Source organism: Cupriavidus sp. FW305-46 (assembly GCF_058787075.1).
The window spans coordinates 17,977-42,868 of the sequence record NZ_JBYSZI010000016.1; the positions used below are offsets into that span (position 1 = coordinate 17,977).

Sequence of the window (24,892 nt, forward strand, 5' to 3'; positions counted from 1 at the left end):
TGCCTGCAGGCGGCTTGATGATGGTGCACGCCGCGCGCGGCTGTCAATCGGACATCAATCAGACATCAGGCGGACCCCGATCGCGGCTCCGGGGCGTGGCGTCAAAGCTGGCGGCTGGCGCTTCCAGCCGCTGCGGCAGCGTTGCGGCCAGTTCCGCGGCGGCCAGCGCAAACTGCGCGCGCAGGTCGTCGGCGAGGCTGGAGCCGGCGCGGTGGCTGGCGCGCAGCATCTGGATCTCGAACGGCAGCACCGGCGCCACGTCGTGCAGCGCGACGCGCTCCGGGCTGGCGCTGAGCGCGGTGTACTGGTCCAGCAGGGTCACGCCCAGCCCGGCATCGACCAGGGCCAGCGCCAGCGAATAGGTCTGCACCTCCAGCGTCGAGCGCGGCTCCAGCGCGTGCCGGGCCAGGGTCTGGCGCACCAGCAGCCCGAGCGAGCTGTTGTCGTCATAGCCGATGAAGGCGCGCTCCATCAGCCGCTGCATCGGCACCACCTGGCGGCGCCCGCCGGCGGGCAGCGGCTGGCCGCGCGGCACCGCCAGCAGCATGCGGCCGCTGGCCACCGGCTCGCTGGAAATGGCCTCGTGGCCCGGCGGCGCAAAGGCAAAGCCCAGGTCGATCTGGTTGGCCAGCAGCGCCCCGACGATCTCGTCGGTATGGTGGGTCAGCACCTGCACCTGCGTGTCCGGGTGGCGCGCGTAGAAGCGCCGCACCGCCGGCACCAGCAGCGGATTGGCCAGGCTGGGGGTGGCGGCCACGCGCAGCCGCCCGGCGCCCTTGTGGCGCAGGCTTTCCGAGACCCGGCGCACGCGCTCGATCTCGCCATATAGCCTTTCGACATCGCCATAGAGCGCATTGGCCTCGGGCGTGGCCTGCAGCCGGCCGCGCACCCGCTCGAACAGGCGAAAGCCGAGCGAGGCCTCGGCGTGCTGCAGCACGCGCGTGACCACCGGCTGGGACACGTGCAGCAGGCGCGCGGCCTCGCTGACGGTGCCGGTCAGCATCACGGCGCGGAAGACTTCGATCTGGCGCAAGCGCATGGCAATCCGGGAAGCGGGCAGGCATCCATAGCCTGATGACATATTCTGGCACGTATTCGCATTGGGCAATCCGCGCCGCCTGCACTACGCTTTGCCGGATCGGGAAAAAGCAATCAAGGGATGGCAATGCAGGTAGTGATCGTGGGCGCCGGCGTGGTCGGCATGACGACGGCGTGGCGCCTGGCCGAAGACGGCCACCAGGTGACGGTGCTGGAGCGCCACGACGGGCCGGCCGAGGAGACCAGCTTTGCCAATGGCGGGCAGCTCAGTTACAGCTATGTGGCGCCGCTGGCCGGGCCGGGCGTGATGGCCAAGGTGCCGGGCTGGCTGCTGCGGCGCGATTCGCCGATGCGCTTCCGGCCCGCGGCCGACCCGGCGCAGTGGCGCTGGCTGGCAGCCTTCATGGGCGCCTGCAATGCCGCCACCAGTGAAGCCACCACGCGCAAGCTGCTGCGGCTGGGGTTCTATTCACGCGACCTGATGCAGGCCTTCGTGGCCCGGCACCAGCATGACGATGTTGGCGCCGGTTTCGATTTTGCGCGGCGCGGCAAACTGGTTGTGCACCGCGATGCGGCGGCGTTCGACGCGGCCTGCCGGCTGCTGGACTACCAGGCCAGCCTGGGTTGCGAGCAGCAGGCGCTGGACCGCGATGCCTGCGTGGCGCTGGAGCCCGCGCTGGCCGGCATCCGCAACGAGATTGCCGGCGCCATCTACACGCCGAGCGAGGAAGTGGGCGACTGCCACCGCTTCTGCCTGTCGCTGGCACGGTTGCTGCAAGACGGGGCGCACGCCGGGGTGTCGATGCGCTTCGGCACCGTGGTGCAAGAGCTGGTGCAGCAGGGCGGGCGCGTGACCGGCGTGCGGACCGCCAGCGGCGTGGTGCCGGCCGACGTGGTGATCGTGGCCGGCGGCATCGGCAGCGTGCCGCTGCTGCGCCCGCTGGGCGTGCGGCCGATGCTGTGGCCGCTCAAGGGCTACAGCATCACGGTGCCGCTGGCCAGCGGCACGCGCGCGCCGCATATCAGCGTGACGGACTTTGCCAACAAGATCGTCTACGCGCGCATCGGCAATACACTGCGGGTGGCGGGCATGGCCGACCTGGTGCGCGGCGGCACCCGCATCGACCCGGAGCGGGTCGGCACGCTGGTGGCACAGACACGCGCGCTGTTCGAGGGCATCGTGCCCGAGCTGCCGCTGGCGCAGCTGCAGCCGTGGGCCGGGCTGCGCCCGGCCACGCCGGACGGCCTGCCGCTGGTGGGGCCGTCGCGCGTGTCCGGGCTATGGCTGAACCTGGGCCACGGCGCACTCGGTTTTACGCTGGCGATGGGCAGCGCCGGCCTGCTGGCCGACCGGCTGGCAGGGCGCCGTCCGGCCATCGAAGCAGAGGATTTTGATGCTGTGTGCGCCTAGTGTCCTGTCCCGCTAGCGCCGCAGGCAAGTGTTGGTTCATGCCGTACCCGTGCGTCCGCAAGCCACGACGCCGTCCACGAAACATGCCTCAATGACCAAGCCCCACTACAAGGAGCGCCACATGCAATCACTGCACACCCACCGATCCGCGACCCGCCGCGCGCTTGCGGCCGCCACGCTGCTGCTGGCCGCCGGCGCCGCCCATGCCGCCGATGGCGACACGCTGAAGAAGATCAAGGACAGCGGCGTGATCTCGCTTGGCTATCGCGAATCGTCGATCCCGTTCTCATACACCGATGGCAAGGAGGTCATGGGCTATTCGCACGAGATCCTGCTGCAGATTGTCGACAAGGTGAAGAGCGAACTGAAGATGCCCGGCCTGCAGGTGCGCCTGACCCCGATCACCTCGCAGAACCGCATCCCGCTGGTGCAGAACGGCACCATCGACATCGAATGCGGCAGCACCACCAACAACCTGGAGCGCCAGAAGCAGGTGGCGTTCTCCAACAGCATGTTTGTCTACGGCATCAAGATGCTGACCAGGAAGGATTCGGGCGTGAAGGAGTTCACTGACCTGAAGGACCGCAATGTGGTCACCACCGCCGGCACCACCGGCGAGCGCCTGCTGGTCAAGATGAACGGCGAGAAGGCCATGAACATGAACCTGATCAGCACCAAGGACCACGGCCAGTCCTTCCTGATCCTGGAGACCGGCCGTGCCGCTGCCTTCGTCATGGACGAGCCGCTGCTGTACGGCGAGCGCACCAAGGCCAAGAGCGCAGCCGACTGGGTGGTGGTCGGCGCGCCGCTGCAGACCGAGAACTACGCCTGCATGTTCCGCAAGGACGATCCCTCGTTCAAGAAGCTGGCCGATGGCGTGATCGCAGACCTGCAGACCAGCGGCCGTGCCGAGAAGCTGTACAACAAGTGGTTCATGTCGCCGATTCCGCCGCGCGGCATCAACATGAACTACCCGCTCTCGGCCGACATGAAGGCGCTGTTCGCGGCGCCCAACGACAAGGCCTACCAGTAAGGGCAGGGCGCCAACGCAGGGGCGTATCAGGTCCGGTGGTTATTTAGCCATAATGAATCAATATTTAGCGCTCGATAGTGTTTGCGGTAGTGTTGAGGCCGATATAGGCTCATAGCAGCACAACTGGCCGGCGGCCCTCACAAGCGGCCTCCGGCTCTGTCTGCCCCCCATACTGCTTATCCGCATCCACTGGAGAACATATGCGATCGATTCGTACTGGCTGGCTCAAATCCCTGCTGGCTGCCTCGCTGCTTGCCGGCGCCGGGCTGGCGTCCACCGCGGCGCAGGCCGCCGACCTGCTCGATACCGTCAGGCAGGCCGGCGTGCTCAGGATCGGCCTGGAGGGCACCTATCCGCCGTTCGGCTTCCGCGGCGCGAAGAACGAGCTGGAAGGCTTTGACGTGGACGTGGCGCGTGCGGTGGCGGGCAAGCTGGGCGTGAAGCCGGAGTTCGTCACCACCGAGTGGAGCGGCATCATTGCCGGCCTGCAGGCCGGCAAGTTCGATGTCATCGTCAACCAGGTTGCCGCCACGGCGCAGCGCAAGCAGGTGCTGGATTTCTCCACGCCCTATGTCTACTCCGAAGCGCAGCTGATCCAGCGCAAGGATGACAAGCGCGAGTTCAAGTCGCTGGAAGCGCTCAAGGGCCACAAGCTCGGCGTCAGCCTGGGCAGCAACTACAACGACCTGGCCAAGTCCGTGGCGGGCATCGACGTCAAGACCTACCCCGGCGCGCCCGAATACCTGCGCGACCTGGCGGCGCAGCGCGTGGATGCCGCGCTCAATGACCGGCTGATGGTGGGCTACCTGATCAAGACGGCCAACCTGCCGCTGCGCCCGGGCGCGGTGGTGCCGGGTGCGGGTTCGGAAGTCGCCATCCCGTTCCGCAAGGACAATCCCAAGTTTGCGCAGGCCATCAACCATGCGCTGGATGACCTGCGCAAAGACGGCACACTCAACAAGCTGTCGGTGAAGTGGTTCGGCACCGATGTGACCAAGCCGGTGAAGTAAGCCTGTGAAGTAAGCCGGGCGGTATCATGTCGCGGCGCGGCGGCCAGAGGGCTGCCGCGCCGTTTGCCATTTGCGCCACGCGTTCATTGTTCACGCCTCAGCCTTCCTTATGCCAGCTCTCCAACTCGTCATCGACTCCATGCCCGTGCTGCTGCAGGGCGCGCTGCTGACCATCAAGTTCGCGTTGTGGTCGATGGTGTTCGGGCTGATGCTGGGCACGGTGGTGGCGCTGATGGGCATCAGCCATAGCCGCGTGCTCAAGGCGGTGGCGCGCACCTACGTCAGCATCATGCGCGGCACGCCGCTGCTGGTGCAGATCTTTGTCGTCTACTACGGGCTGCCGGGCATCGGCATCGCGCTGGAGCCCACCCCCGCGGGCGTGCTGACGCTGAGCCTGAACGTCGGCGCCTACCTGTCCGAGAGCATGCGCGGGGCCATCCTGGGCGTGTCGCGCGGCCAATGGCTGGCAGCCTACAGCCTGGGCCTGACGCCGGTGCAGGCACTGCGCTACGTGATCGGCCCGCAGGCGCTGCGGCTGGCGGTGCCAAGCCTGTCCAACAGCCTGATCAGCCTGATCAAGGACACCTCGCTGGTATCGGTCATCACCGTGACCGAGCTGCTGCGCACTGCGCAGGAGGTGATCGCGGCCACCTACCAGCCGCTGCCTCTGTACCTGGCGGTAGCGGCGATCTACTGGGTGCTGAGCACCGGGCTGTCGGGCGTGCAGCATATGCTGGAGCGGCGCTTGTCGCTGCCCGGGCGCCACTGATCGGCGCGCAAAGAAAAAGGCCAGCTCCGCCGAGCTGGCCTTTTTTTTATCGCCGGGCCGGTCAGCCCTGCGCGATGCGGCTGGCGATATGCCCCAGCGCCTCTTCCACCTGGTCCACCAGGACCAGGCACAGGTCGCCCGGCTGCAGGTGCGACAGCGCGGTATCGATGGCGAGGAACTCGCCACGGATCTCCTCGACCTGGCCGGCGCGTTGCGCGCCCTGCAGGCCTTCGCGCAGCAGCGCCAGCACCTCGCCGTCGGCGCGGCCGCGCTGGCACTGGTCCTGGTACAGGATGACTTCATCGAACACGCCGCCCAGGATCTGGGTCTGGCGGCGGATGTCGTCGTCGCGGCGGTCGCCCGCGCCGCTGATCACCACCATGCGCCGCTTGGCCGGGATGGTCTCGACAGCGTTGCACAGCGCCAGGATGGCATCCGGGTTGTGGCCGTAGTCGGCGATCAGCGTGGCGCCGCGGTAGTCGAACACGTTGAAGCGTCCCGGGGCGGTCTGCGCGTCGTTGACGAAGGTGGCCAGGCCACGGCGGATGATCGACCAGTCGATGCCCAGCGCCCACGCGGCCGCGATCGACGACATCGCGTTATCGACCTGGAAGCCGATGGTGCCGTTGCGCGTCAGCGGGATCTCGGCCAGAGCGATGCGCACTTCGGTATCGACTTCGGACGCGACGATGTCGGCGCCGTCCACGAACACCACGCGCTTGCCCTGCGCGCGGTGCGTGGCCATGGCCGGCTGGTTGGGATCGTGGGCGAAGAAGGTGACGCTGCCGGGGCAGGCGTCGGCCATGCGCACCACCATCGGGTCGGCTGCGTTCAGGACCGCCATGCCGTGCGGCGCGACGTTCTGCACGATCACGCTCTTGAGCACCGCCAGGTCTTCCACCGAGTTGATGTAGGACAGGCCCAGGTGGTCGCCTTCGCCCACGTTGGTCACCACCGCCACGTCGCAGCGGTCGAATGCCAGGCCTTCGCGCAGCAGGCCGCCGCGCGCGGTTTCAAACACGGCGGCGTCCACGTCCGGGTGCAGCAGCACGTTGCGCGCGCTGCGCGGGCCGCTGCAGTCGCCGGTGTCGATGCGCTCGCCCTGGATATACACGCCATCGGTGCCGGTCATGCCCATGCGCAGGCCGCTGGTGGCCATGATGTGGGTGATCAGCCGGACCGTGGTGGTCTTGCCGTTGGTGCCGGACACGGCCACCACCGGGATGCGGCCATCGTCGCCATCGGAGAACATGGTCGAGACAATGGCTTCGCCGACCGCGCGGCCCTTGCCGTAAGACGGCTGCAGGTGCATGCGCAGGCCCGGCGCGGCGTTTACCTCGACGATGCCGCCGGCCTGTTCCTCGAACGGCTTGAGCATGGTCTCGCACACGGCGTCGACGCCGGCGATGTCCAGGCCCACCATCTGCGCCGCCGCCACGGCACGCGCGGCGATGTCCGGGTGGACGTCGTCGGTCACGTCGGTGGCGCTGCCGCCGGTGGACAGGTTGGCGTTGTTGCGCAATACCACGCGCGTGCCGTTGGCCGGCACGGAATCGGCGGTCAGGTTCTGCTTGGCCAGCGTGGCCAGCGCGATGTCGTCAAAGCGGATCTTGGTCAGCGAGGTCGCATGGCCTTCGCCGCGGCGCGGGTCGCGGTTCACTTCCTCGACCAGCTGGCGCACCGTATGCACGCCGTCGCCGATGACCTGCGGCGGATCGCGGCGCGCGGCCGCCACCAGCTGCTTGCCGACCACCAGCAGGCGGAAGTCATGGCCCGGGATATAGCGCTCGACGATCACATCCGAGCTGATGTCCGAGGCGACCTCGTAGGCCGTCATCACTTCCTCGCGGGTGCGGATGCGCACCGCCACGCCCTTGCCCTGGTTGCCGTCGCGCGGCTTGACCACCACCGGGGCGTCGATTTCCTGCGCTGCGGCCCAGGCCTCTTCGGCGCTGCGCACCGAGCGGCCCAGCGGCACCGGCACGCCGGCGGCGTGCAGCAGGGTCTTGGTCAGGTCCTTGTCCTGCGCGATCGATTCGGCCACGGCGCTGGTGCGGTCGGTCTCGGCGGCCTGGATGCGGCGCTGCTTGCTGCCCCAGCCGAACTGCACCATCGAGCCCTGCGTCAGGCGCCGGTAGGGGATGCCGCGCGCCACGGCGGCGTAGACGATGGAGCCGGTGCTGGGCCCCAGGCGCACGTCCTCGTCCAGCTCGCGCAGGCGGTGCAGCGCGTCGGCCAGGTCGAACGGGGTGTCGTTGCGCGCGGCGCGGCACAGGGCCTCGGCCAGCTCGAACGCAAGCCGGCCGACTTCTTCCTCGCTGTATTGCACGATCACCTGGTAGGTGCCGGGCTCGACCGTCTGCGCGGTGCGGCTGAAGGTGACCGGGCAGCCGGCAGCGGCCTGCAGGCGCAGCGCGGTCACTTCCAGCACGTGGGCCAGCGACAGCTCGCCCGACTCCTCGTCCGGGCGCAGCGGCCCGATCTCGGGGAAACGGGCGCGCAGCCGGTCTTCAAAACCGGGCAGCGCCGACAGCATGTTGGTGGCATCCTGGCAGGCCACGATCGCCTCGATGGCGGTGTGGCGGCACCACAGGTTCGGGCCCCGCAGGGCCCGGATACGTGAGACTTCCATAGAACGGTTTCCGTGTCTTCTATGCGCGGTTGAGCTTGGGGCCGCGTCAGGCGCGGCGCGCAGGCTGGCCCATCCAGTGGTGCACCAGGTCGACGGTGGCGCCGGTGGCGGCCTCGTCGCACTGCAGTACCAGCAGGTCGCCCGGCACCAGCTGGTTCAGGGCGGTTTCAATGGCGCTGGCACGCGTGCCTTCGTCGATGATCTTGGTGACGCGCCGGCCTTCGTACAGGCCCTGCTTGAGCAGCGCGCGCGCCTCGGCATCGGGCAGGGCGCGCTTGACGCTGCGGTCCTCGCACAGGAAGACGCGGTCGAAATGCTGGCCCAGCGCCATGCCTTGGCGCACCAGGTCTTCGTCGCGGCGTTGCATGCCGGCGCCGTAGACCACCATGCGGCGCTCGGCCGGGAAGCGCTCCAGCGCGGTCGCCAGGGCTTCCAGCGCGGGCGCGTTGTGGGCGTCGTCGACCACCACGGTGGCGCCGTTGCGCTCGAACAGCGTGAAGCGGCCCGGCACGTCGACCTGGCCGACATCGAAGGTCACCACGCCGGCGCGGATCAGGTCGTTGGAAATGCCCAGCGCCCAGCCCGCGGCCACGGCCGCCAGCACGTTCTCGACCTGGAACGCGACGCGCCCGGCATAGGTCAGCGGCACCGCGGCCACGTCCACCAGCGCGGTTTCGCTGCTGCCGGTGGCCAGCACGATCTTGCCTTCGCGCAGGTACACCGCGCGCTTGCCGGCGGCACGGTGCGACACGATCGCGGGCAGCTCCGGCGTCAGGCCGAAGAAGATCACGTCGCCGTCGCACAGCCCGGCCATCTCCACCAGGCGTTCGTCGCGCGCGTTGAGCACGGCCGCGCCGGTCTCAAGCACCACGTCGACCTGCGTGCGCAGCACGTTGTACATGCGGTCCTCGTCCTCGACGTAGTAGTCGCCGAGGTGGTCGGGCTGGTCGAAATTGGTGACCACGCCGACCTGGCAGCGGTCGTAGGCCAGGCCTTCGGAGAGGATGCTGCCGCTGTCGTTCTCGAACACGGCGGCCTCGACCGCGCGGTTCATCAGGATGCGATGGCCCGATTCCCAGTTGGCGCGGTCGCCGCTTTCCACCTGGCGGCGGTCCAGGAACAGCCCGTCGCTGCAGGCCAGGCCGGTATGCTTGCCCGACAGCTGCAGCAGGCGCGCCACCAGGCGCGCGACCACGGTCTTGCCGTTGGTGCCGGTCACGCCCACCACCGGGATGCGGCCCTGGTCGTCATCGGACTCAGGGAACAGGTGGTTGACGATGGCGCGGCCGACCGGACGCGGCGTGCCTTCGGCCGGCTTGATATGCATCAGCAGGCCGGGGCCGGCGTTGACCTCGACGATGGCGCCGCGCTGCTCGGCCAGCGGGCGCGAGATGTCCTCGGCCACCAGGTCCACGCCGGCGATGTCCAGCCCGACCACGCGCGCGGCCAGCGCCGCATGCGCTGCGACGCTCGGGTGCACGCGGTCGGTGACGTCGAAGGCGACATTGCCGTTGCGCTGGATCAGCACGGTGCGGCCTTCGGGCGGTACCGAGCTGGCGTCCATGCCCTGGCGCTTCAGTTCCAGGCGCGCGGCCGAGTCCAGCCGCACACGGTTCAGCGGATGATCCTCGGTGGTGCCGCGGCGCGGATCGGAATTGATCTGCAGCTCGATCAGCTCGTCGATGGTGGACTTGCCGTCGCCGACCACGCTCGCGGTCTCGCCCATGGCGGCGGCCACCAGGCGGCCGCCCACCACCAGCAGGCGGTGCTCGTTGCCGGGGATGAAGCGTTCGACGATGACGCCGTTGCCTTCGTCGATGGCCACGCCGTAGGCGGTCTCGACTTCCTCGCGGGTCATCAGGTTGGTGAACACGCCGCGGCCGTGGTTGCCGTCATAGGGCTTGACCACCACCGGCACGCCGATGTCCTCGGCGGCGTCCCAGGCGTCTGCCGGGGAATCGACCATGCGGCCCTCGGGGACCGGCACGCCGCAGGACTCAAGCAGGCTCTTGGTCAGGTCCTTGTCGCGCGAGATGCTTTCGCCGATGGCGCTGGTACGGTCGGTCTCGGCGGTCCAGATGCGGCGCTGGCGCGCGCCGTAGCCCAGCTGCACCAGGTTGCCGTCCGACAGGCGGATCGCCGGGATGTCGCGGTCGTCCGCGGCATCGACGATGCAGGCGGTGCTGGGGCCCAGGCAATGCTCGTCCACCAGGCGGCGCAGGTTGTCCACGGCGGCGGGGACGTCGAAGGGACGGTCCTCGATCGCGGCCATGACCAGGTCGCGGGCGGTGAACAGGGCGACGCGGGTGACTTGCTCGTGCCAGGCGCGCACGATCACCTTGTAGACGCCGCGCACCGGGGTCTCGCGCGCCTTGCCGAAGCCGCCGGGCATGCCTGCCAGGTTCTGCAGCTCAAGCGTCACGTGTTCCAGGATATGGCCGGGCCAGGTGCCGTCCTTCACGCGCTGCAGGAAGCCGCCGCGCTCGCCGATACTGCAGCGATGCTCGATCAGCGACGGCAGCCAGGCCGACAGGCGCTCGTAGAACCCCGGAATCGTGTTGGAGGGAAAGTCCTCCAGTTCCCCGATATCGACCCATGCCTCCAGTACGGGCCGATATGTCCACATATTCGGGCCGCGCAGCGACATGACATCGAAAATCTCAATGTCCTTCTTTTTCATTGAATTAGCTTGAGGCAGTGGGCGGAACCGCCCGAGAAATGGAAGCCTAACCTTTCAGTAACGTTACAGCACAGAGCGGGTTGACTTTCTTCGTGTAAAAGTGATTGTGCAGTGCATCAGGAGTACCCGCGCGTTCGTCGTTATGTATACTGCGGGCGAATTCGCGGGCCGCCAGAGCGTGCCCGGCCTAAATTTGTTTCAAGTTATGTCCGTACCCCCTGGACGCACGCCGCGCCATCCATGACCCAGTCCTCCCTGCCTGTCCCTACCGCCCCTGCTGCCGACGAGCCCTGGCGGACCGAATCCGGATCGTGGCTCCGACCCGGCGAGACCGTCCTGGCCGGACTGGTTCTGGACCTCGACGCGAAGCTGCATTTTACCCAAGGGTGGCTGGTTGTGACCGACCAGCGCATCGTTGCCCGGGCTCCCGGTGAAAAAAATGTGCGGGAATGGAACATCGGGACCTCCCTGCGCCTCTCGCACACCGACCACGCGGGCGTGGGCGCGCTGGAACTGAGCGGTCCAGAGGGCCGGCTGGCCAGCTGGCGATACACGCTTGGTTACAATCCGGCCGCGCTGCGGCTGGCCGACCAGTTCGAATTCCAGCGCGATGCCGCCGGCGCGCGCCCGGCCGGCGAGGCGGGCGAAGTGCTGTGCCCGACCTGCAAGGCGCCGCTGCCGCCGGACGAGGAACAGTGCCCCCAATGCAGCCGGGAGCTGGAAACCCCGCCGTCGACCTGGGCGCTGCTGCGCCTGTGGCGCTTTGCCCGGCCGTACCAGTGGCAGCTGCTGGCGGGCTTCCTGCTGACGCTGCTGTCCACCGCGGCCACGCTGGTGCCGCCGTACCTGACCATGCCGCTGATGGACAAGGTGCTGATCCCGTTCCAGAACGGGGTGCCAATCGACTACGGGCTGGTGCGTCTGTACCTGGCGGGATTGCTGGGGGCGGCGCTGGTGGCCTGGTCGCTGGGGTGGGCGCGCACTTACCTGCTCGCGCGCGTATCGGAGCGTATCGGCGCCGATCTGCGCACTACCACGTACGAACATCTGCTAAAGCTGTCGCTGGAATACTTCGGGGGCAAGCGCACCGGCGACCTGATGGCGCGCATCGGCTCGGAAAGCGACCGCATCTGCGTCTTCCTGTCGCTGCACCTGCTGGACTTTGCCACCGACGTGCTGATGATCCTCATGACGGCGGTGATCCTGGTATCGATCAACCCGTGGCTGGCATTGGTCACGCTGGTGCCGCTGCCGTTCATTGCCTGGATGATCCACCTGGTGCGGGACCGCCTGCGCCACGGCTTCGAGAAGATCGACCGGATCTGGTCCGAGATCACCAATGTGCTGGCCGATACCATCCCCGGCATCCGCGTGGTCAAGGCCTTTGCCCAGGAAAAGCGTGAGGTGTCGCGCTTCCGCGAGGCCAACAAGCACAACCTGGCGATCAATGACCGCGTCAACGCGGTATGGTCGCTGTTCACGCCGACGGTGACCCTGCTGACCGAGATCGGCCTGCTGATCGTGTGGGTGTTCGGCATCTGGCAGGTGTCGCACAGCGCCATCACGGTGGGTGTGCTGGTGGCGTTCCTGACCTATATCAGCCGCTTCTATACCCGGCTGGATTCGATGAGCCGGATTGTCTCGGTGACGCAGAAGGCCGCTGCCGGCGCCAAGCGCATCTTCGACATCCTCGACCATGTGTCGAGCGTGCCGGAGCCGGTGCGCCCGGCGAAGCTGGACAAGGTCGAAGGCGCCATCGACATGAGCGACCTGGGCTTCCGCTACGGTAACCGCGCGGTGATCCGCGGGCTGAACCTGTCGATCGAGCCGGGCGAGATGATTGGCCTGGTGGGGCACAGCGGCTCGGGCAAGAGCACGCTGGTCAACCTGATCTGCCGTTTCTACGATGTTTCCGAGGGCGCGATCCGCGTCGACGGCGTCGATATCCGCTCGCTGCCGGTGTCGGAGTACCGCCGCCATATTGGCCTGGTGCTGCAGGAGCCGTTCCTGTTCTTCGGCACGATTGCCGACAACATTGCCTACGGCAAGCCCGACGCCACGCGCGAAGAGATCATCGCCGCCGCGCGCGCCGCGCATGCGCACGAGTTCATCCTGCGCCTGCCGCACGGCTATGACTCGCTGGTCGGTGAGCGTGGCCAGGCGCTGTCAGGCGGCGAGCGCCAGCGCATCTCGATCGCGCGCGCACTGCTGATCAACCCGCGCATCCTGATCATGGACGAGGCCACCTCGTCGGTCGACACCGCCACCGAGAAGGAAATCCAGAAGGCGCTCGACAACCTGGTGCAGGGCCGCACCACCATCGCCATCGCGCACCGCCTGTCGACGCTGCGCAAGGCCGACCGGCTGGTGGTGATGGACCGCGGCCAGATCGTCGAGGTCGGCAGCCATGATGAGCTGCTGTTGCGCGAAGGTGCGTACTACAAGCTGTACCAGGCGCAGGCGCGCAATGTCGACACCGAGGACGGCGAAGACGAAGCGATCGAAACGCCGGAGGCCGCCAATGCCCAATGACATCCCCGCCACCACGCCGACGCCCATGTTTACGCTAGATCGCAATCGTTTTGGCCGCCTGGTCCTGATCGCCGAGGACGGCACCGTCCACGAAGGCGTGGTGCCGGTGCGCGCCTTCCCGATTTCCGCACCGCAGGGCGGCATCGGCCTGATGAGCACCGACGGGCATGAAGTGGTGTGGATTCCGCGGCTGGAGGATTTGCCGCTGGCAGAGCGCAGCATGATCGAAGCGGAACTCGCCTCGCGCGAGTTCATGCCGGAGATTCAGCGTATCGTCAGCGTGTCGACCTATGCCACGCCCAGCGTGTGGACGGTGCAGACCGATCGCGGCCAGACCGAACTGGTGCTGCGCGGCGAAGAGGCGATCCGGCGCCTGGCCGGCAGCACGCTGCTGATATCGGACACGCACGGCATCCACTACCTGATCCGCGACCTGATGGCGCTGGACAAGCACAGCCGCAAGATCCTCGACCGCTTCCTCTGAGGCGTCCCTGGCGACGCTGACCCCGGGCCGGAGCTCTGCCGGTCGGGTTCCCGATCCGGGCCCTAGTGCAGCATCTCGGACGCGTCGTCCGCGTCGTCCCAGTCATCGTGCATGACCGGCACGTCAGGCGCCATGTCGAACACCATCGAGTGGTAGCGCACGCTGAACCACTCGCGGAACATCTGCAGCGACAGTTCCTCGGGCCACATCGAGTCGTCGAACCACTCGCCCAGCATGAATTCGAAGAATTCCTGCCAGCGCTTCTCGACCCAGCGCACGGCGTTGTCGTGCGTATCGGCCAGTTCTTCCGGCAGCAGGAACACGCTCTGATCCTCGCGCACCTGCTCTAGCGTGAGGCCGGCCACCGGCTGGGGATCGACCGCCTGGATCCAGTCCAGGAACGGCTGTTCCGGGACCAGGGCGACCATGGAACGGTTGATGGTGAAGCGGGGATGGTCAGACATGGCGAAAGCCTTCAAGGACTGCAGCCGGCTATTGTAGTCCTTCGGCGCGCCGCTTCCATGCCGGCTATTGATAATCCATGGTAAAGACCATCGCGCTCGACACCGTCCCCGGGGAGGGCGTGCCGCCCAGTCCGATGTAGCGCGCGCCGAAGCGGTATGTGGCGGGAACGTTGGCCGTGATGTTGCCCATCGCATTGCGCACCTGCAGCGGAACGGGCGCGGTGCCGCTCGCATTGACGATCTGCACGCCAGCGCCACTGGCCATGCCGCCCGTCCCGCCACCGCTGATGCCGAGTATGCCGGTTGCGGCCGAGACCACGGGTGTGCCTGCGGCGCCGTCGAGTGTCATGCCGACTATGGCCGCGCCGCTGCAGGTCAACTGGATGGCGAATGGTGTGCTGCCACCCGCGCGCCCGCTCGCGAGCGTGCTGGCGCTGATCGTCGGCAAGTTGACCACCGTTGGGTAGTTGAGATTGCAGGCAATTTCCCGGGGGGTCACATTGCCGGAGAAGCCGATGTAGTTGTTGCCAGAGCCGCCTAGCGCGCCGGCCAAGCTGCCGTTGTAGACACCGAAGCCGAACTCGGTCTGGCTTGGATCGAGATTGCCTGAGGTGATCGGGCCGGTCTTGACAAATTCCACCGATACCGACACGGCATAGTTCAGGTTTGCGTCCAGGTTTCCCAGGTTAGCGCCGCGGGTATCGCACCAGACACCAGCGGCATTCGTCATGGGCTGGCCAGAGGCATTGCGCAGCCGGATGCCGATGCCGGCGACGCCGGTGGAGTAGACGCCGGGCATGACTTCAGTGCCGCTGCCGTAGTAGCAGGAGATGATGGGAGCGCCGGCCACCACGTACGGCGGCACGTAGGCACAGGTGCCGCTGAATGAATAGTAGTGCACCGTTCCGGGAATGGTGCTGCCAACGGTAAGGTTGGCGGCGACGGCAATGTTGCTTAGTGCCTGCAGATATGGCATTGCCGGCGTGGCACTGCAGGTCGCATGAGCGAAATGCGGGACCGCAAAGCATGCAAGTACCACCAGCCAGTGGCGCAGGGTGCTGATTAGTTGTTTTCCGTTCATAGCAGGGCTCGCCGTGATGGCATGCGCGGCGTGCACAAACGGCCAGGTTGCGGGCCGGCCCTCCGGCTTTCCGGCATGCCGGTTGAAGTTGCGCTACTACGATAGGTTTGGCGCAGTCCGGCGGCAATAAGGCTTGCCTTAAACCCGGGTCAGAGATTTCACGCCACCGGAACGGAAGAACTGCCAAACAGCTCCTTGATCCACACCATGCCGCAAGGCTCTGTGATCCGGACGTTCGCTTTCGTCCAGCCATTGAGGAAAACGACAAGCGCATTGCCGCCGGTTGCTGGCTATAGTCTGCGAGGGGATGCAGGCAGGCCATGCCGTCTGATGAGTGCAATGCATGAATCGATACTTGTCTGTCATGAATCGGGCGCCTGCCGGCAAGGCAAGGGCCCGGCAAGGAGAAGTCATGGATACGTATGTCGACCTGCAGCGGGCCATCCTGAACAACATACCCGACCAGGCCTGGCTGAAGGACGTCGGCTCCCGCTACGTCCTGGTCAATGACGCCTTCATGGCCGCATGCGGGCGGTCCGAGGCCGAGATCCTGGGCAGCACGCCGGACAAGGTGTGGTCGGAGGAATGGGGACAGGTCTACCTGGGCACCGACAAGGCCGTGGTGGCCAGCGGCATCCGCCGGCGCTATGAGGAATGCCGTCACGGCCAGGACGGCAGCCTGCGCTGGTTCGATACGATCAAGATGCCGATTCGGGGCCAGGACGGCGCGGTCGTCGGCACGGTCGGCATCTCGCGCGACATTACCGACCGCAAGCGCTCCGAGCAGGAACTGCTGGACTCGCGCGCGCAGTTGCGTGAGTTGTCCGCCTACCTGCAGTCCGTGCGCGAGGCGGAGCGCACCCGGATCTCACGCGAGCTGCACGATGAGCTTGGCCAGTCCCTGACGGCATTGCGCCTGGGTCTGAGCTTTATCGAAGCGCAGCAGGGCCCCGATGCTGGCGACGCGTGCCGCAAGCATTTGCAGATGCTCAAGCAGATCGCGGATTCGACGGTGGACGCGGTGCAGCGCATCGCGGCAGACCTGCGCCCGCCGCTGCTGGATGAGCTGGGGCTGACCGCTGCGATCGAGTGGCTGGCCGAGTCCTTTTCCGAGCGCGGCGGCATCGCCTGCGAGCTGGCGCTGCAGCCCGTTGGCGAGCTCGGCGCCGAACTCAGCACCGCGGTCTTTCGCATCGCGCAGGAAGCGCTGACCAATGCCTGCCGTCATGGCCGCGCCGATCGCGTGCGGGTGGAACTGAGCGAGGCCGGCGGAACCTTGCGGCTGGTGGTTGCCGACAACGGCCGCGGCATCGATGCGTCCAGGGCCGGGCATCGCCGCAGCCTGGGTTTGCTGGGGATGCGCGAGCGTGCGCTGATGCTGGGCGGCAAGCTGGCGGTAACCGGCGAGAAGGGCGGCGGCACCCGGGTCGAGGCGCAGATTCCCAATGCCGGCGCTGCCGGCAACGGAGGGGCAAGATGATCCGCCTGATGCTTGCCGACGACCACACTATCATCCGCGACGGGCTCAAGAAGATCTTCTCCACCGTGCCCGACATGCAGGTGGTGGCCGAAGCCGCCGACGGCTGCGAAGTGTTGGCGCTGCTGCGCGCGCAGGCGCCGGACGTGCTGTTGCTGGACATGTCGATGCCGGGGCGCAGCGGCATCCTGCTGATCCAGCAGATACGGGCCGGCTATCCGGCGCTGCCGGTCCTGGTGCTGAGCATGTACCGCGAGTCGCAATACGCGGTGCAGGCTATCCGCGCGGGCGCGGCTGGCTACCTGACCAAGAATGTCGAGTCCGACCAGCTGCTCGGTGCCATCCGCAAGGTGGCGCGCGGCGGTACCGCGGTCTCGCCGGCGATTGCCGACAAGCTCCTCAGCCAGGCCCGGCAGCCCGATGCCATGCTGCCGCATGCACGGCTGACGGCGCGTGAACTGCAGGTGTTCCAGATGCTGGCCGAGGGGCTGGGCATCAACGAGGTCGCCGCGGCGCTGTTGCTCAGCGCCAAGACGGTAAGCACCCACAAGGCCAACATCCTCGGCAAGATGGACATCGCATCGACGGCCGGGCTGGTGCACTACGCCATCCGCCACGGCCTGCTCGCCGAAGCCGGGGACGCGGCCTAGTCTGCTGCGGTGCGTCTAGGAAAATCCTTAGGTCGAATTCAGCCAATCCTGATGTAGCGATGCCGGCCCGGCACCTACGCTTCAGGTAGCGAAGCCCTGACTTCGCCTGCATAACAAGACCTGAGGAGACAAGCCATGCAGCTGGATCTGCTGATCCGGGACGCCTGCGTTCGCGACGACGCGCCCCTGACCGATATCGCCATCCGCGACGGCCGCATCGCCGCCATCGAGCCCGGCATCGACGTGCCGGCGCATGAAGTGATCGAGGCCGGCGGCCGCGCCGTCATCCCGGGGCTGGTCGAAGCGCACCTGCACCTGGACAAGGCTCTGCTGCACCGCCGCCTGCCGGCGCGCTTCGGCACGCTGGACGAAGCCATCCGCGTCACCGGTATCCTGAAAAGCAAGCAGCAGCGCCAGGATGTGCTGGACCGCTCGCGCCAGGTGCTGGACATGGCGGTCAGGAACGGCACGGTGGCGATCCGCGCGCATCCCGATGTCGACCTGATCCAGGGGCTGATCGGGGTGGAGACGCTGCTTGAGCTGAAATCGGAGTACCACGATCTGCTCGACCTGCAGATCGTGGCCTTCCCGCAAGAGGGCATCCTGAAATCGCAGGGCACCCGCGAGCTGCTGACAGAGGCCATGGACATGGGCGCCGATGTGGTCGGCGGCTGTCCGTACAACGAGCTGAGCTGGGCCGACACCATGCGCCATATCGACATGGTCTTCGAACTGGCACAACGCTATGACGCGCCGGTGGATATGCATGCCGATTTTGCCGACGACACCGGCGACCAGCGCTTTGCCGCAGTGTCATATATCGCGCAGAAGACCATCGAAGCCGGCTACCAGGGGCGCGTGTCGCTGGGCCATGTCACGAGCCTGGGCGCGCTTGACGCGGCGCAGCTGCAGCCGCTGATCGAGCAGATCCGCGAGGCCGGCATCAGCATCGTCACGCTGCCCGCCACCGATCTCTATCTCGGCGGCCGCAAGGACGTCCAGAACCAGCGCCGCGGGCTGACGCCGGTGAAGGCCCTGCACAGCGGCGGGGTCAACGTGGCGTATTCCTCGAACAATATCCGCAATGCCTTCACCCCGTTCGGCAAGGCCGACATGCTGCAGATCGGCAACATGCTGGCGCACGTGGCCCAGTTCGGCGTGCCCGAGCACCAGCTCGCGGTGCTCGACATGGGCACGCACAACGCCGCGCGCGCGATCGGCCTGCACGACACCTATGGCCTCAAGGTCGGGCGCCAGGCGGACCTGGTCGTGCTCGATACCTTCCAGGTGGCCGATGCGCTGATCGACATCCCGCCGCGGCTCTGGGTGGTGAAGCGCGGCAAGATCACCGTGGTCACGCAGCATCGCTGCGAGATCCATCGGCACCGGTGCTGCCCGCACTGACAGCAATGCCCGTTCCCCGTCCATCAAGGAGTCGATCATGAGAAAGCTGCCTGCCGAAGTCGTGGCCTCACTGCTTGCCATCACCACTGTTCCCATCGCCGCGCATGCCTCGCACCTGCCGCCATGGGCCATCTTCATCAGCTGGGCCGCGACCTTTGCCATGGGCGGTCCCACGCCGGAGAACCTGAAGAAGATCTGGCCGACGCTGCCGGTGGGCTCGCTCTTTGCCTTTGTCATCGTGCTTTGCTTCCGCCAGGCAGCCGAGCAGTTCTCCGGCCCTGCGCTGATCGTGGCGGAGATGGTGATCCTGTTCACGCTCAACGCTTCGATGATGTACCTCGCACGCGTGTTCGTCAGGCTGCGCTTCATCCCCGGCATGTTCTTTGGCTTTGCCTCGTATTTTGCAACGCTGTTCGGCGGCTTCGGCCCGGTGCCGGGCGATCCCGTTGTCGCGCTCGGGGCGGTGATCGCCATGAATGCGCTCGGGCCGGCCTATGCCTGGATCAAGCATCACTATGCCGCGCCGGAATCCGTTGCCGAACGCCCATGGCAGGGCTGGAAGACTGAGACCTGAGCCGACGTGTCCTGCCGGGTCTGCGTGCAAGGCGCGGCTTGACCCGGCGCCATCATCGAATCGTTATCGCGGCGGCCGGCGCGTAGGGAATGTCAGCGTCGGACGGTCGCCGCGTATCCGGGGGAAGTGAGTATGGAATTTCTGGGTGAAGTGGATCCTTGCGGCACCGGCACGTCGCGTCGGGCATTCCTGGCCGGCTCGGCCGCGCTGGCGGGCAGCACAGTATTGCCTGCTGTCGGGCAGGAACTGGCGCAGGAGCCGGCGCAATCCGGGCGCGCGGGGCTGGCGCATTCGTCCACGGGCATGGTCACGAGCCCGCATGGACTGGCCAGCCAGGCGGGGCTTGAGGTACTGAAGGCCGGGGGCAACGCCATCGAGGCGGCGATTGCCATCGGTGCAGTGCTGAGCGTGACATATCCTCACTTTACCGGCCTGGGGGGCGACGCCTTCCTGGTGGTCAGCGACCGCGGCGGCAATGTGCGCACGTTCTCCGGCATCGGCCAGGCCGCGTCCGAGACCCCGGGTTATGCCGGCACCATTCCGCTGAGGGGCCCGGCAGCGGCCCTCACTGCCGCCGCCACCGTTGCGATCTGGGACCGCGCCTTTGCCTTCAGCCGGGACCAGTGGGGCGGCACGCAGTCGTGGTCGGCGCTGCTGGCGCGGGCCACCGAGTACGCCGCCAACGGATTCCCGGTCACGCCGTCACAGTGCTTCTGGCAGGAGTTCCGCTCGGCGGACCTGTCAGGCTGGGATGGCTTCGGACAGGTCTTCATGCCAGACGGGCGCATGCCCAGGCCGGGCCAAATGTTCCGCCAGCCCGAGCTGGCCCGCACCCTGGACCGGGTGGCGACACAAGGCGGGCGCGAATTCTACGAGGGCGACCTCGCCGGTCGCCTTGCCGCCGGGCTGGCCAAGGCCGGCTCGCCGTTGCGCGAACATGACCTGGCGCGCTGCCAGGCGCGCGAAGAAGTGCCGCTGCGCGTGGCTTACCGCGACGGCGAACTGCTCGGCCTGCGTCCGCCCACGCAAGGCGTGACCACGCTGGAGATCATGGGCATCCTCGACCGGTTCGATCTGTCCGGTATCCCGGAAGGCAGCGCAGACTATTACCACCTGCTGGTCGAGGCGGTGAAGCTGGCGTTCCTGGACCGCAACCGCTACGTCGCCGATCCCGATTTTGTCGACGTGCCGCTGGACCGGCTGTTGTCCAGGTCCAATCTCGACGCCCACGCGCGCCGCATCCGCATGGACCGCGCCATGGCGTGGCCGCATGTGTTCAAGCCCGGCGACACGGTCTACATCGGCGCCGCCGACCGCGAGGGCCGCTGCGTGAGCATGCTGCAGACCGTCTATTTCGACTGGGGCAGCGGCCTGGTCGTCGGCGACACGGGGGTGCTCTGGCACAACCGCGGCGCATCGTTCAGCCTCGATCCCGCCAGCCCCAACGTGCTGCGCGGCGGCAAGCGGCCATTCCATACCCTCAATCCCGGCATCTACCTGAAGCAGGGCCGGCCGCACCTGCTGTACGGCACGCAAGGCGCCGACGGCCAGCCGCAGACACTGGCCGCGGTGCTGACACGGATGATCGACTACGGCATGGATCCGCTGACGGCTCTGCGCCGCCCGCGCTTCCTGCTGGGCAAGACCTTCTCGGACAGCCGCGACAGCCTCAAGCTGGAACAGGATGCCGGCCTGCCGGTGTTCAGCGAGCTTGCCGCGCGCGGCCATCAACTGAGCCCGATCCCTGCGCAAAGCCAGCTGGCCGGCCATCCGGGTGCGATCCGGATCGATGCCGGCGGCCAGCTTGCCGGCGCGCACGACCCGCGCAGCGATGGCCGGGCGCTGGGGGTATAAACCGGCGCACCAGCGCCTGCCGCGCTTCCCGCTGACGCTGCGCGGTGCTGGTGCGTCACCCAAGAAAAAGCCCTCGGCCAGGGAGGACGAGGGCCACAAGTGGTAGCGGGCGAGTCGCAGTACGCCCGCATGCCATGATGGTGCCGCTACGCGATCCGGGCATCCCCAATTCTGGGGATGTTGCTTTCCATTGCGCGCTGATAGCACCAACCATCAATGGAGCAAAGGAGCGTGCAATTCCCTGAAATCGAACGCGTCCGATTTGTCATTGATGCCATGAATCGTCAGGACAGCATCGTGGGTCATCGCCAGCTGCAGGCCTGCGGCAATCGCGGCATCGCGGGACGGGTAGACCGGTCCGGGGTTATCGCGGTCGTATTCCAGGGCCCACTGCGCGTCTCGCGTGAGCATGACCTCGATGGACTTGATTGGCATCGCCAACTCCGTTTCATGTGGACGATGTGCGTTCGCGCGGGCGTGGAGAAAGGGCCTGGCAACGGGAGCCGGTGCCAGGCCAGCCCGCCTGTGGAGCACTGTGTTGCTGATGCCGTGCGTTGCCCGGCCTGCAGCAATTCCAGCGTAGGCCAGCGCTGGGGTAATGACTGCAAACAACTGCAAACGCGGCGGTGCGATACGGATGCCGTCCTGGAAGGCAGATGGCGGGGGATCCGGCCGCCAAAGAAAAAACCCGCGAAGCCTTGGGCTTGCGCGGGTTTCTAGACCTGCTGGTATTGCATCGGACTGAATACTGGTGGAGCCGGCGGGAATCGAACCCGCGTCCGTAAGCCCTCCACAGAGAGTTCTACATACTTAGTTCTGTCATTTGATTTAACCGGTGCATCGCGGACGAACACGCTCTGCAACGGCGAGTCACTAGATTTTCGTCCCCGGCTTCGTGACCCTTCCGGAGCTTATCTGACGTAAATGACCTCGCGTGGTCTTGCGACCCTAGCCCGTCAGCGAGCCAGTGCGAGGACGGCCGCAATTAAGCGGCCAGTGCGTAACGTTCGTCGTTAGCAGTTATTGCATTCCCATTGATTAACGAGGTGACGGGTCCTCGGTATGCCCTCCACTGCTTTGTAACCCACGTCGAAACCAGGTCGGCCCCAGTGAGGAAGCTGGATTGTACCCGGTTGGACGCAAGCTGTCGCGGGGAGTTCCTGGCTCGGCCAGGATACCCCTGCGACACAATCAGGCGACCGCGGCGGGCAACAGCAGCGGGATCAGCTCGGCCGGGTGGCGGATCAGGTGGTCGGCGCCCCAGGTCTCGGGCGGTTCGGCGTCGCCGCAATAGCCATAGGCGGCGGTGACGGTGATCATGCCGGCGGCCTTGCCGGCCTGGATGTCGCGCAGGTCATCGCCCACGTAGACGCACTGGCGCGGGTCGACGCCGGCGCTTGCCGCGGCATGCAGCAGCGGGGCGGGGTGCGGCTTGGCGTGGGCCGTGGTGTCGCCGCTGACGACCGCGCTGGCACGCGGGGCCAGGCCGATCGCGGCGACCAGCGGCACGGTGAAGCGGGCGATCTTGTTGGTGACGATGCCCCACGGGATGCCCGCTGCCTCGAGCGCGGCCAGCACTTGCGGCATGCCGTCGAACAGGCGCGTGTGCACCGCGATGTCGGCCTCGTAGTAGTCCAGGAAGACATCGCGCAGCGCCGGGAACTCTGCATCCTCCGGACGCAGGCCGAAGGCTGCACCAAGCAGTCCGCGCGCGCCGTGCGAGGCGACGGGACGCAGTTTTTCATAGGCCACCGGCGCCTGGCCGCGTTCGACGACCAGCCGGTTGGCGGCCGCCGCCAGGTCCGGCGCGGTATCTGCCAGCGTGCCGTCCAGGTCGAAGAAGACCCCTGCAATGCCGGCCCTCATGCTGCCACCCGGCGGAACGCCATCATGTAGTTCACATCGGTGTCGCGGCCCAGCGCATACACCTGCGACAGCGGGTTGTAGGTCATGCCGCGCATTTCCAACAGGTCCAGCCTGGCCTGGCGGGCAAAGCGCGCGAGCTCGGACGGCGTGATGAACTTGTCGTAGTCGTGCGTGCCGCGCGGCAGCATATTGAGCACGTATTCCGCGCCGACGATGGCCAGCAGGTAGGCCTTCAGGTTGCGGTTGATGGTCGAGAAGAACACATGGCCGCCGGGCTTGACCAGCGTGGCACAGGCTTGCACGATCGACGCCGGATCGGGCACATGCTCCAGCATCTCCATGCAAGTCACCACATCGACGCTCGCCGGTTCACTTGCGGCCAGCGCTTCTGCGGCGATCTCTTCGTAGGTGACGGCAACGCCGGTCTCCAGGCTGTGCAGGTCCGCTACCTTCAATGCCTTGGTCGAGAGATCGATACCGCGCACCGTGGCACCCAGGCGTGCCATGCTTTCGGACAGGATGCCGCCGCCGCAACCCACGTCGACCACGCGCTTGCCGGCCAGGCCGGCGATGCCGTCGATCCAGCCCAGGCGCAGCGGGTTCAGCTCATGCAGCGGCTTGAACTCGCTTTCCGGGTCCCACCAGCGGTGGGCCAGTTCGCTGAACTTGTCGATTTCCTTCGGATCGGCATTGCGGCGCGGCAGGTCCTGATTGGCGGCACCGGCTGCGGAAAGGGTTTGCGATTGCAACGTCATCGTATGCGGGGCCGGCGGCACTAGCCGCGCCGGCGGTGTGAAGGGAAGAGAGGGACAGTCCGGGCAACTGTACCAAAAAAAAAGCCCAGCTTGCGCTGGGCTTTTCGTCGTCGGAAAGAATCCGATTAACGTGCGCTGCGGGTGCCGACCACTTCGACTTCCACGCGGCGGTTCGGCTGCTGGCAGGCGATCTGGGACTTGCGGTTGCCCTTGCACGACTTCGGATCGACCTTCAGCTGGCGCTTGCCCTTGCCTTCGGTGTAGACGCGGTTGGCTTCAACGCCCTTGCTCACCAGGTAAGCCTTGACCGATTCAGCACGACGGATCGACAGGCGATCGTTGTACTTGTCCGAACCGAACGAGTCGGTGTGGCCAACGGCGATGATGACTTCCAGGGTGATGCCTTGCAGCTTCGAGACCAGGTCGTCCAGCTTGGCCTTGCCTTCCGGCTTCAGGACAGCCTTGTCGAAGTCGAACAGGGTGTCAGCAGCGAAAGTGACCTTCTCGCTCGAGACGACCGGAGGAGCCACCGGAGCCGGTGCCGGTGCCGGTGCGGCCGGGGCCAGGGCGCCGTCGCACAGCGCGTTGGCGGTGGCCGGGGTCCAGGAGCTGTCGCGCCAGCAGAGCTCGTTCGTGCCATTCTTCCACACGTACTCGCTCGTACCGTTGCCCCAGTTGTCGTTCACTGCCTTCTTTTCATAAGGGACGGACTGAGCTTGAGCGGATGCAGCCATTACTGCGGTAGCTGCAACGAGCGCGAGCTTGGCAAATTTTTTCATATTTCTCCTCTCAGGATGAGATCACCGCAGGGTTACTGCGAGCAAATGGACGAAAACAAGTCATACATTCTTCGGAGTATAACATTCTCGATGTGGTGGATGCTCCACTTCGAACAATGTCTGGCTCTTCGCTGGGGAATTGTGCCACAAGGGTCGTTTCCTAAGAAGTAAATATATTCGATTCGCCGCATGGGTTTTGGGCCTGTGGTGTTTGTGCAACATGGGTCTTGTATCGCCCGCAAAGCCTTGTGGCATCAGGGATTCCGGGTTTCAGTCAGGGCCTCGGGAGGTGTGCGCAAGGGCTGTCCGGAGAGCGGCAGGCGGGGGGTGGCGGCATGTTAGAATGGCACGTTGCCCAGCCGTCAGGCGCCCACCGTGCCGCGCGCTAAAGGGCCTGTC

At 66.7% G+C, this 24,892-nt stretch carries 20 protein-coding genes and 1 other RNA gene; 11 read left to right on the forward strand and 10 right to left on the reverse strand.

Annotation, left to right across the window (positions count from 1 at the left end; translation table 11 throughout):
* Positions 1–58 precede the first annotated feature (58 nt).
* Positions 59–1,039: a LysR substrate-binding domain-containing protein gene (locus AC3WON_RS10220; RefSeq protein WP_492351743.1), complete on the reverse strand. Its 981-nt coding sequence runs from the start codon at positions 1,037–1,039 to the stop codon at positions 59–61.
* A 126-nt stretch (positions 1,040–1,165) separates the two neighbouring features.
* On the opposite strand from AC3WON_RS10220, the gene AC3WON_RS10225 reads away from it, so the two are divergent.
* From AC3WON_RS10225 to AC3WON_RS10240, 4 genes are all read left to right on the forward strand, one after another.
* On the forward strand, positions 1,166–2,449 hold the full coding sequence (locus AC3WON_RS10225; protein ID WP_492351768.1) for a D-amino acid dehydrogenase: 1,284 nt from the start codon (positions 1,166–1,168) through the stop codon (positions 2,447–2,449).
* A gap of 121 nt (positions 2,450–2,570) precedes the next feature.
* Complete coding sequence (locus AC3WON_RS10230; protein ID WP_492351744.1) at positions 2,571–3,482, forward strand: glutamate/aspartate ABC transporter substrate-binding protein; 912 nt, start codon at positions 2,571–2,573, stop codon at positions 3,480–3,482.
* 200 nt (positions 3,483–3,682) lie between these two features.
* Positions 3,683–4,492, forward strand: a complete 810-nt coding sequence (locus AC3WON_RS10235; protein WP_492351745.1) for a transporter substrate-binding domain-containing protein — start codon at positions 3,683–3,685, stop codon at positions 4,490–4,492.
* Between the two features lie 109 nt (positions 4,493–4,601).
* On the forward strand, positions 4,602–5,261 hold the full coding sequence (locus tag AC3WON_RS10240; protein WP_492317466.1) for an amino acid ABC transporter permease: 660 nt from the start codon (positions 4,602–4,604) through the stop codon (positions 5,259–5,261).
* Between the two features lie 61 nt (positions 5,262–5,322).
* Here AC3WON_RS10240 and cphA (AC3WON_RS10245) read toward each other — a convergent pair whose 3' ends face one another.
* Complete coding sequence (gene cphA, locus AC3WON_RS10245) at positions 5,323–7,893, reverse strand: cyanophycin synthetase (RefSeq protein WP_492317465.1); 2,571 nt, start codon at positions 7,891–7,893, stop codon at positions 5,323–5,325.
* Between the two features lie 46 nt (positions 7,894–7,939).
* On the reverse strand, positions 7,940–10,573 hold the full coding sequence (cphA, locus tag AC3WON_RS10250) for a cyanophycin synthetase (protein WP_492317464.1): 2,634 nt from the start codon (positions 10,571–10,573) through the stop codon (positions 7,940–7,942).
* A 240-nt stretch (positions 10,574–10,813) separates the two neighbouring features.
* Between cphA (AC3WON_RS10250) and AC3WON_RS10255 the strand changes: the two genes are divergently transcribed.
* A complete protein-coding gene (locus AC3WON_RS10255) occupies positions 10,814–13,105 on the forward strand; it encodes a cyanophycin metabolism-associated ABC transporter (RefSeq protein ID WP_492317463.1) in 2,292 nt (763 codons plus the stop codon).
* Positions 13,095–13,589 carry a cyanophycin metabolism-associated DUF1854 family protein gene (locus AC3WON_RS10260; protein ID WP_018312457.1) on the forward strand — a complete coding sequence of 165 codons (495 nt, stop codon included), beginning with the start codon at positions 13,095–13,097 and terminating at the stop codon, positions 13,587–13,589. The genes AC3WON_RS10255 and AC3WON_RS10260 overlap by 11 nt, the downstream gene beginning before the upstream one ends.
* Before the next feature lie 62 nt (positions 13,590–13,651).
* On the opposite strand, the gene AC3WON_RS10265 is transcribed toward AC3WON_RS10260, so the two are convergent.
* Entirely contained in the window at positions 13,652–14,053 is a 402-nt protein-coding gene (locus AC3WON_RS10265) for a hypothetical protein (RefSeq protein ID WP_492317461.1), read from the reverse strand.
* Between the two features lie 64 nt (positions 14,054–14,117).
* Positions 14,118–15,134, reverse strand: coding sequence for a fimbrial protein (locus AC3WON_RS10270; RefSeq protein WP_492351746.1), 1,017 nt, complete (start codon positions 15,132–15,134; stop codon positions 14,118–14,120).
* Positions 15,135–15,546: 412 nt separating this feature from the next.
* On the opposite strand from AC3WON_RS10270, the gene AC3WON_RS10275 reads away from it, so the two are divergent.
* The 5 genes from AC3WON_RS10275 to AC3WON_RS10295 all read left to right on the forward strand — a co-directional run bounded on the left by AC3WON_RS10275 (position 15,547) and on the right by AC3WON_RS10295 (position 21,093).
* Positions 15,547–16,614: a sensor histidine kinase gene (locus AC3WON_RS10275; RefSeq protein ID WP_492351747.1), complete on the forward strand. Its 1,068-nt coding sequence runs from the start codon at positions 15,547–15,549 to the stop codon at positions 16,612–16,614.
* Positions 16,611–17,261: a response regulator gene (locus AC3WON_RS10280; protein ID WP_492317458.1), complete on the forward strand. Its 651-nt coding sequence runs from the start codon at positions 16,611–16,613 to the stop codon at positions 17,259–17,261. The genes AC3WON_RS10275 and AC3WON_RS10280 overlap by 4 nt, the downstream gene beginning before the upstream one ends.
* A 135-nt stretch (positions 17,262–17,396) precedes the next feature.
* Positions 17,397–18,665: an amidohydrolase family protein gene (locus tag AC3WON_RS10285; RefSeq protein ID WP_492317457.1), complete on the forward strand. Its 1,269-nt coding sequence runs from the start codon at positions 17,397–17,399 to the stop codon at positions 18,663–18,665.
* A 37-nt stretch (positions 18,666–18,702) separates the two neighbouring features.
* A complete protein-coding gene (locus AC3WON_RS10290; RefSeq protein WP_492317456.1) occupies positions 18,703–19,239 on the forward strand; it encodes a DUF1097 domain-containing protein in 537 nt (178 codons plus the stop codon).
* 132 nt (positions 19,240–19,371) lie between these two features.
* Positions 19,372–21,093, forward strand: coding sequence for a gamma-glutamyltransferase family protein (locus tag AC3WON_RS10295; RefSeq protein ID WP_492351748.1), 1,722 nt, complete (start codon positions 19,372–19,374; stop codon positions 21,091–21,093).
* A gap of 213 nt (positions 21,094–21,306) precedes the next feature.
* On the opposite strand, the gene AC3WON_RS10300 is transcribed toward AC3WON_RS10295, so the two are convergent.
* The 5 genes from AC3WON_RS10300 to ompA all read right to left on the reverse strand — a co-directional run bounded on the left by AC3WON_RS10300 (position 21,307) and on the right by ompA (position 24,493).
* On the reverse strand, positions 21,307–21,528 hold the full coding sequence (locus AC3WON_RS10300) for a DUF2188 domain-containing protein (RefSeq protein WP_492317454.1): 222 nt from the start codon (positions 21,526–21,528) through the stop codon (positions 21,307–21,309).
* Between the two features lie 314 nt (positions 21,529–21,842).
* Positions 21,843–22,201: a transfer-messenger RNA gene (gene ssrA / locus AC3WON_RS10305) on the reverse strand.
* Positions 22,202–22,284: 83 nt separating this feature from the next.
* On the reverse strand, positions 22,285–22,959 hold the full coding sequence (gene gph, locus AC3WON_RS10310) for a phosphoglycolate phosphatase (RefSeq protein WP_492317453.1): 675 nt from the start codon (positions 22,957–22,959) through the stop codon (positions 22,285–22,287).
* On the reverse strand, positions 22,956–23,714 hold the full coding sequence (ubiG, locus tag AC3WON_RS10315) for a bifunctional 2-polyprenyl-6-hydroxyphenol methylase/3-demethylubiquinol 3-O-methyltransferase UbiG (RefSeq protein WP_492351749.1): 759 nt from the start codon (positions 23,712–23,714) through the stop codon (positions 22,956–22,958). The genes gph and ubiG overlap by 4 nt, the downstream gene beginning before the upstream one ends.
* A 125-nt stretch (positions 23,715–23,839) precedes the next feature.
* The gene (gene ompA, locus AC3WON_RS10320; RefSeq protein ID WP_010812964.1) at positions 23,840–24,493 is read right to left on the reverse strand and encodes an outer membrane protein OmpA; all 654 of its coding nucleotides are present in this window, start codon (positions 24,491–24,493) and stop codon (positions 23,840–23,842) included.
* Between the last annotated feature and the right edge of the window lie 399 nt (positions 24,494–24,892).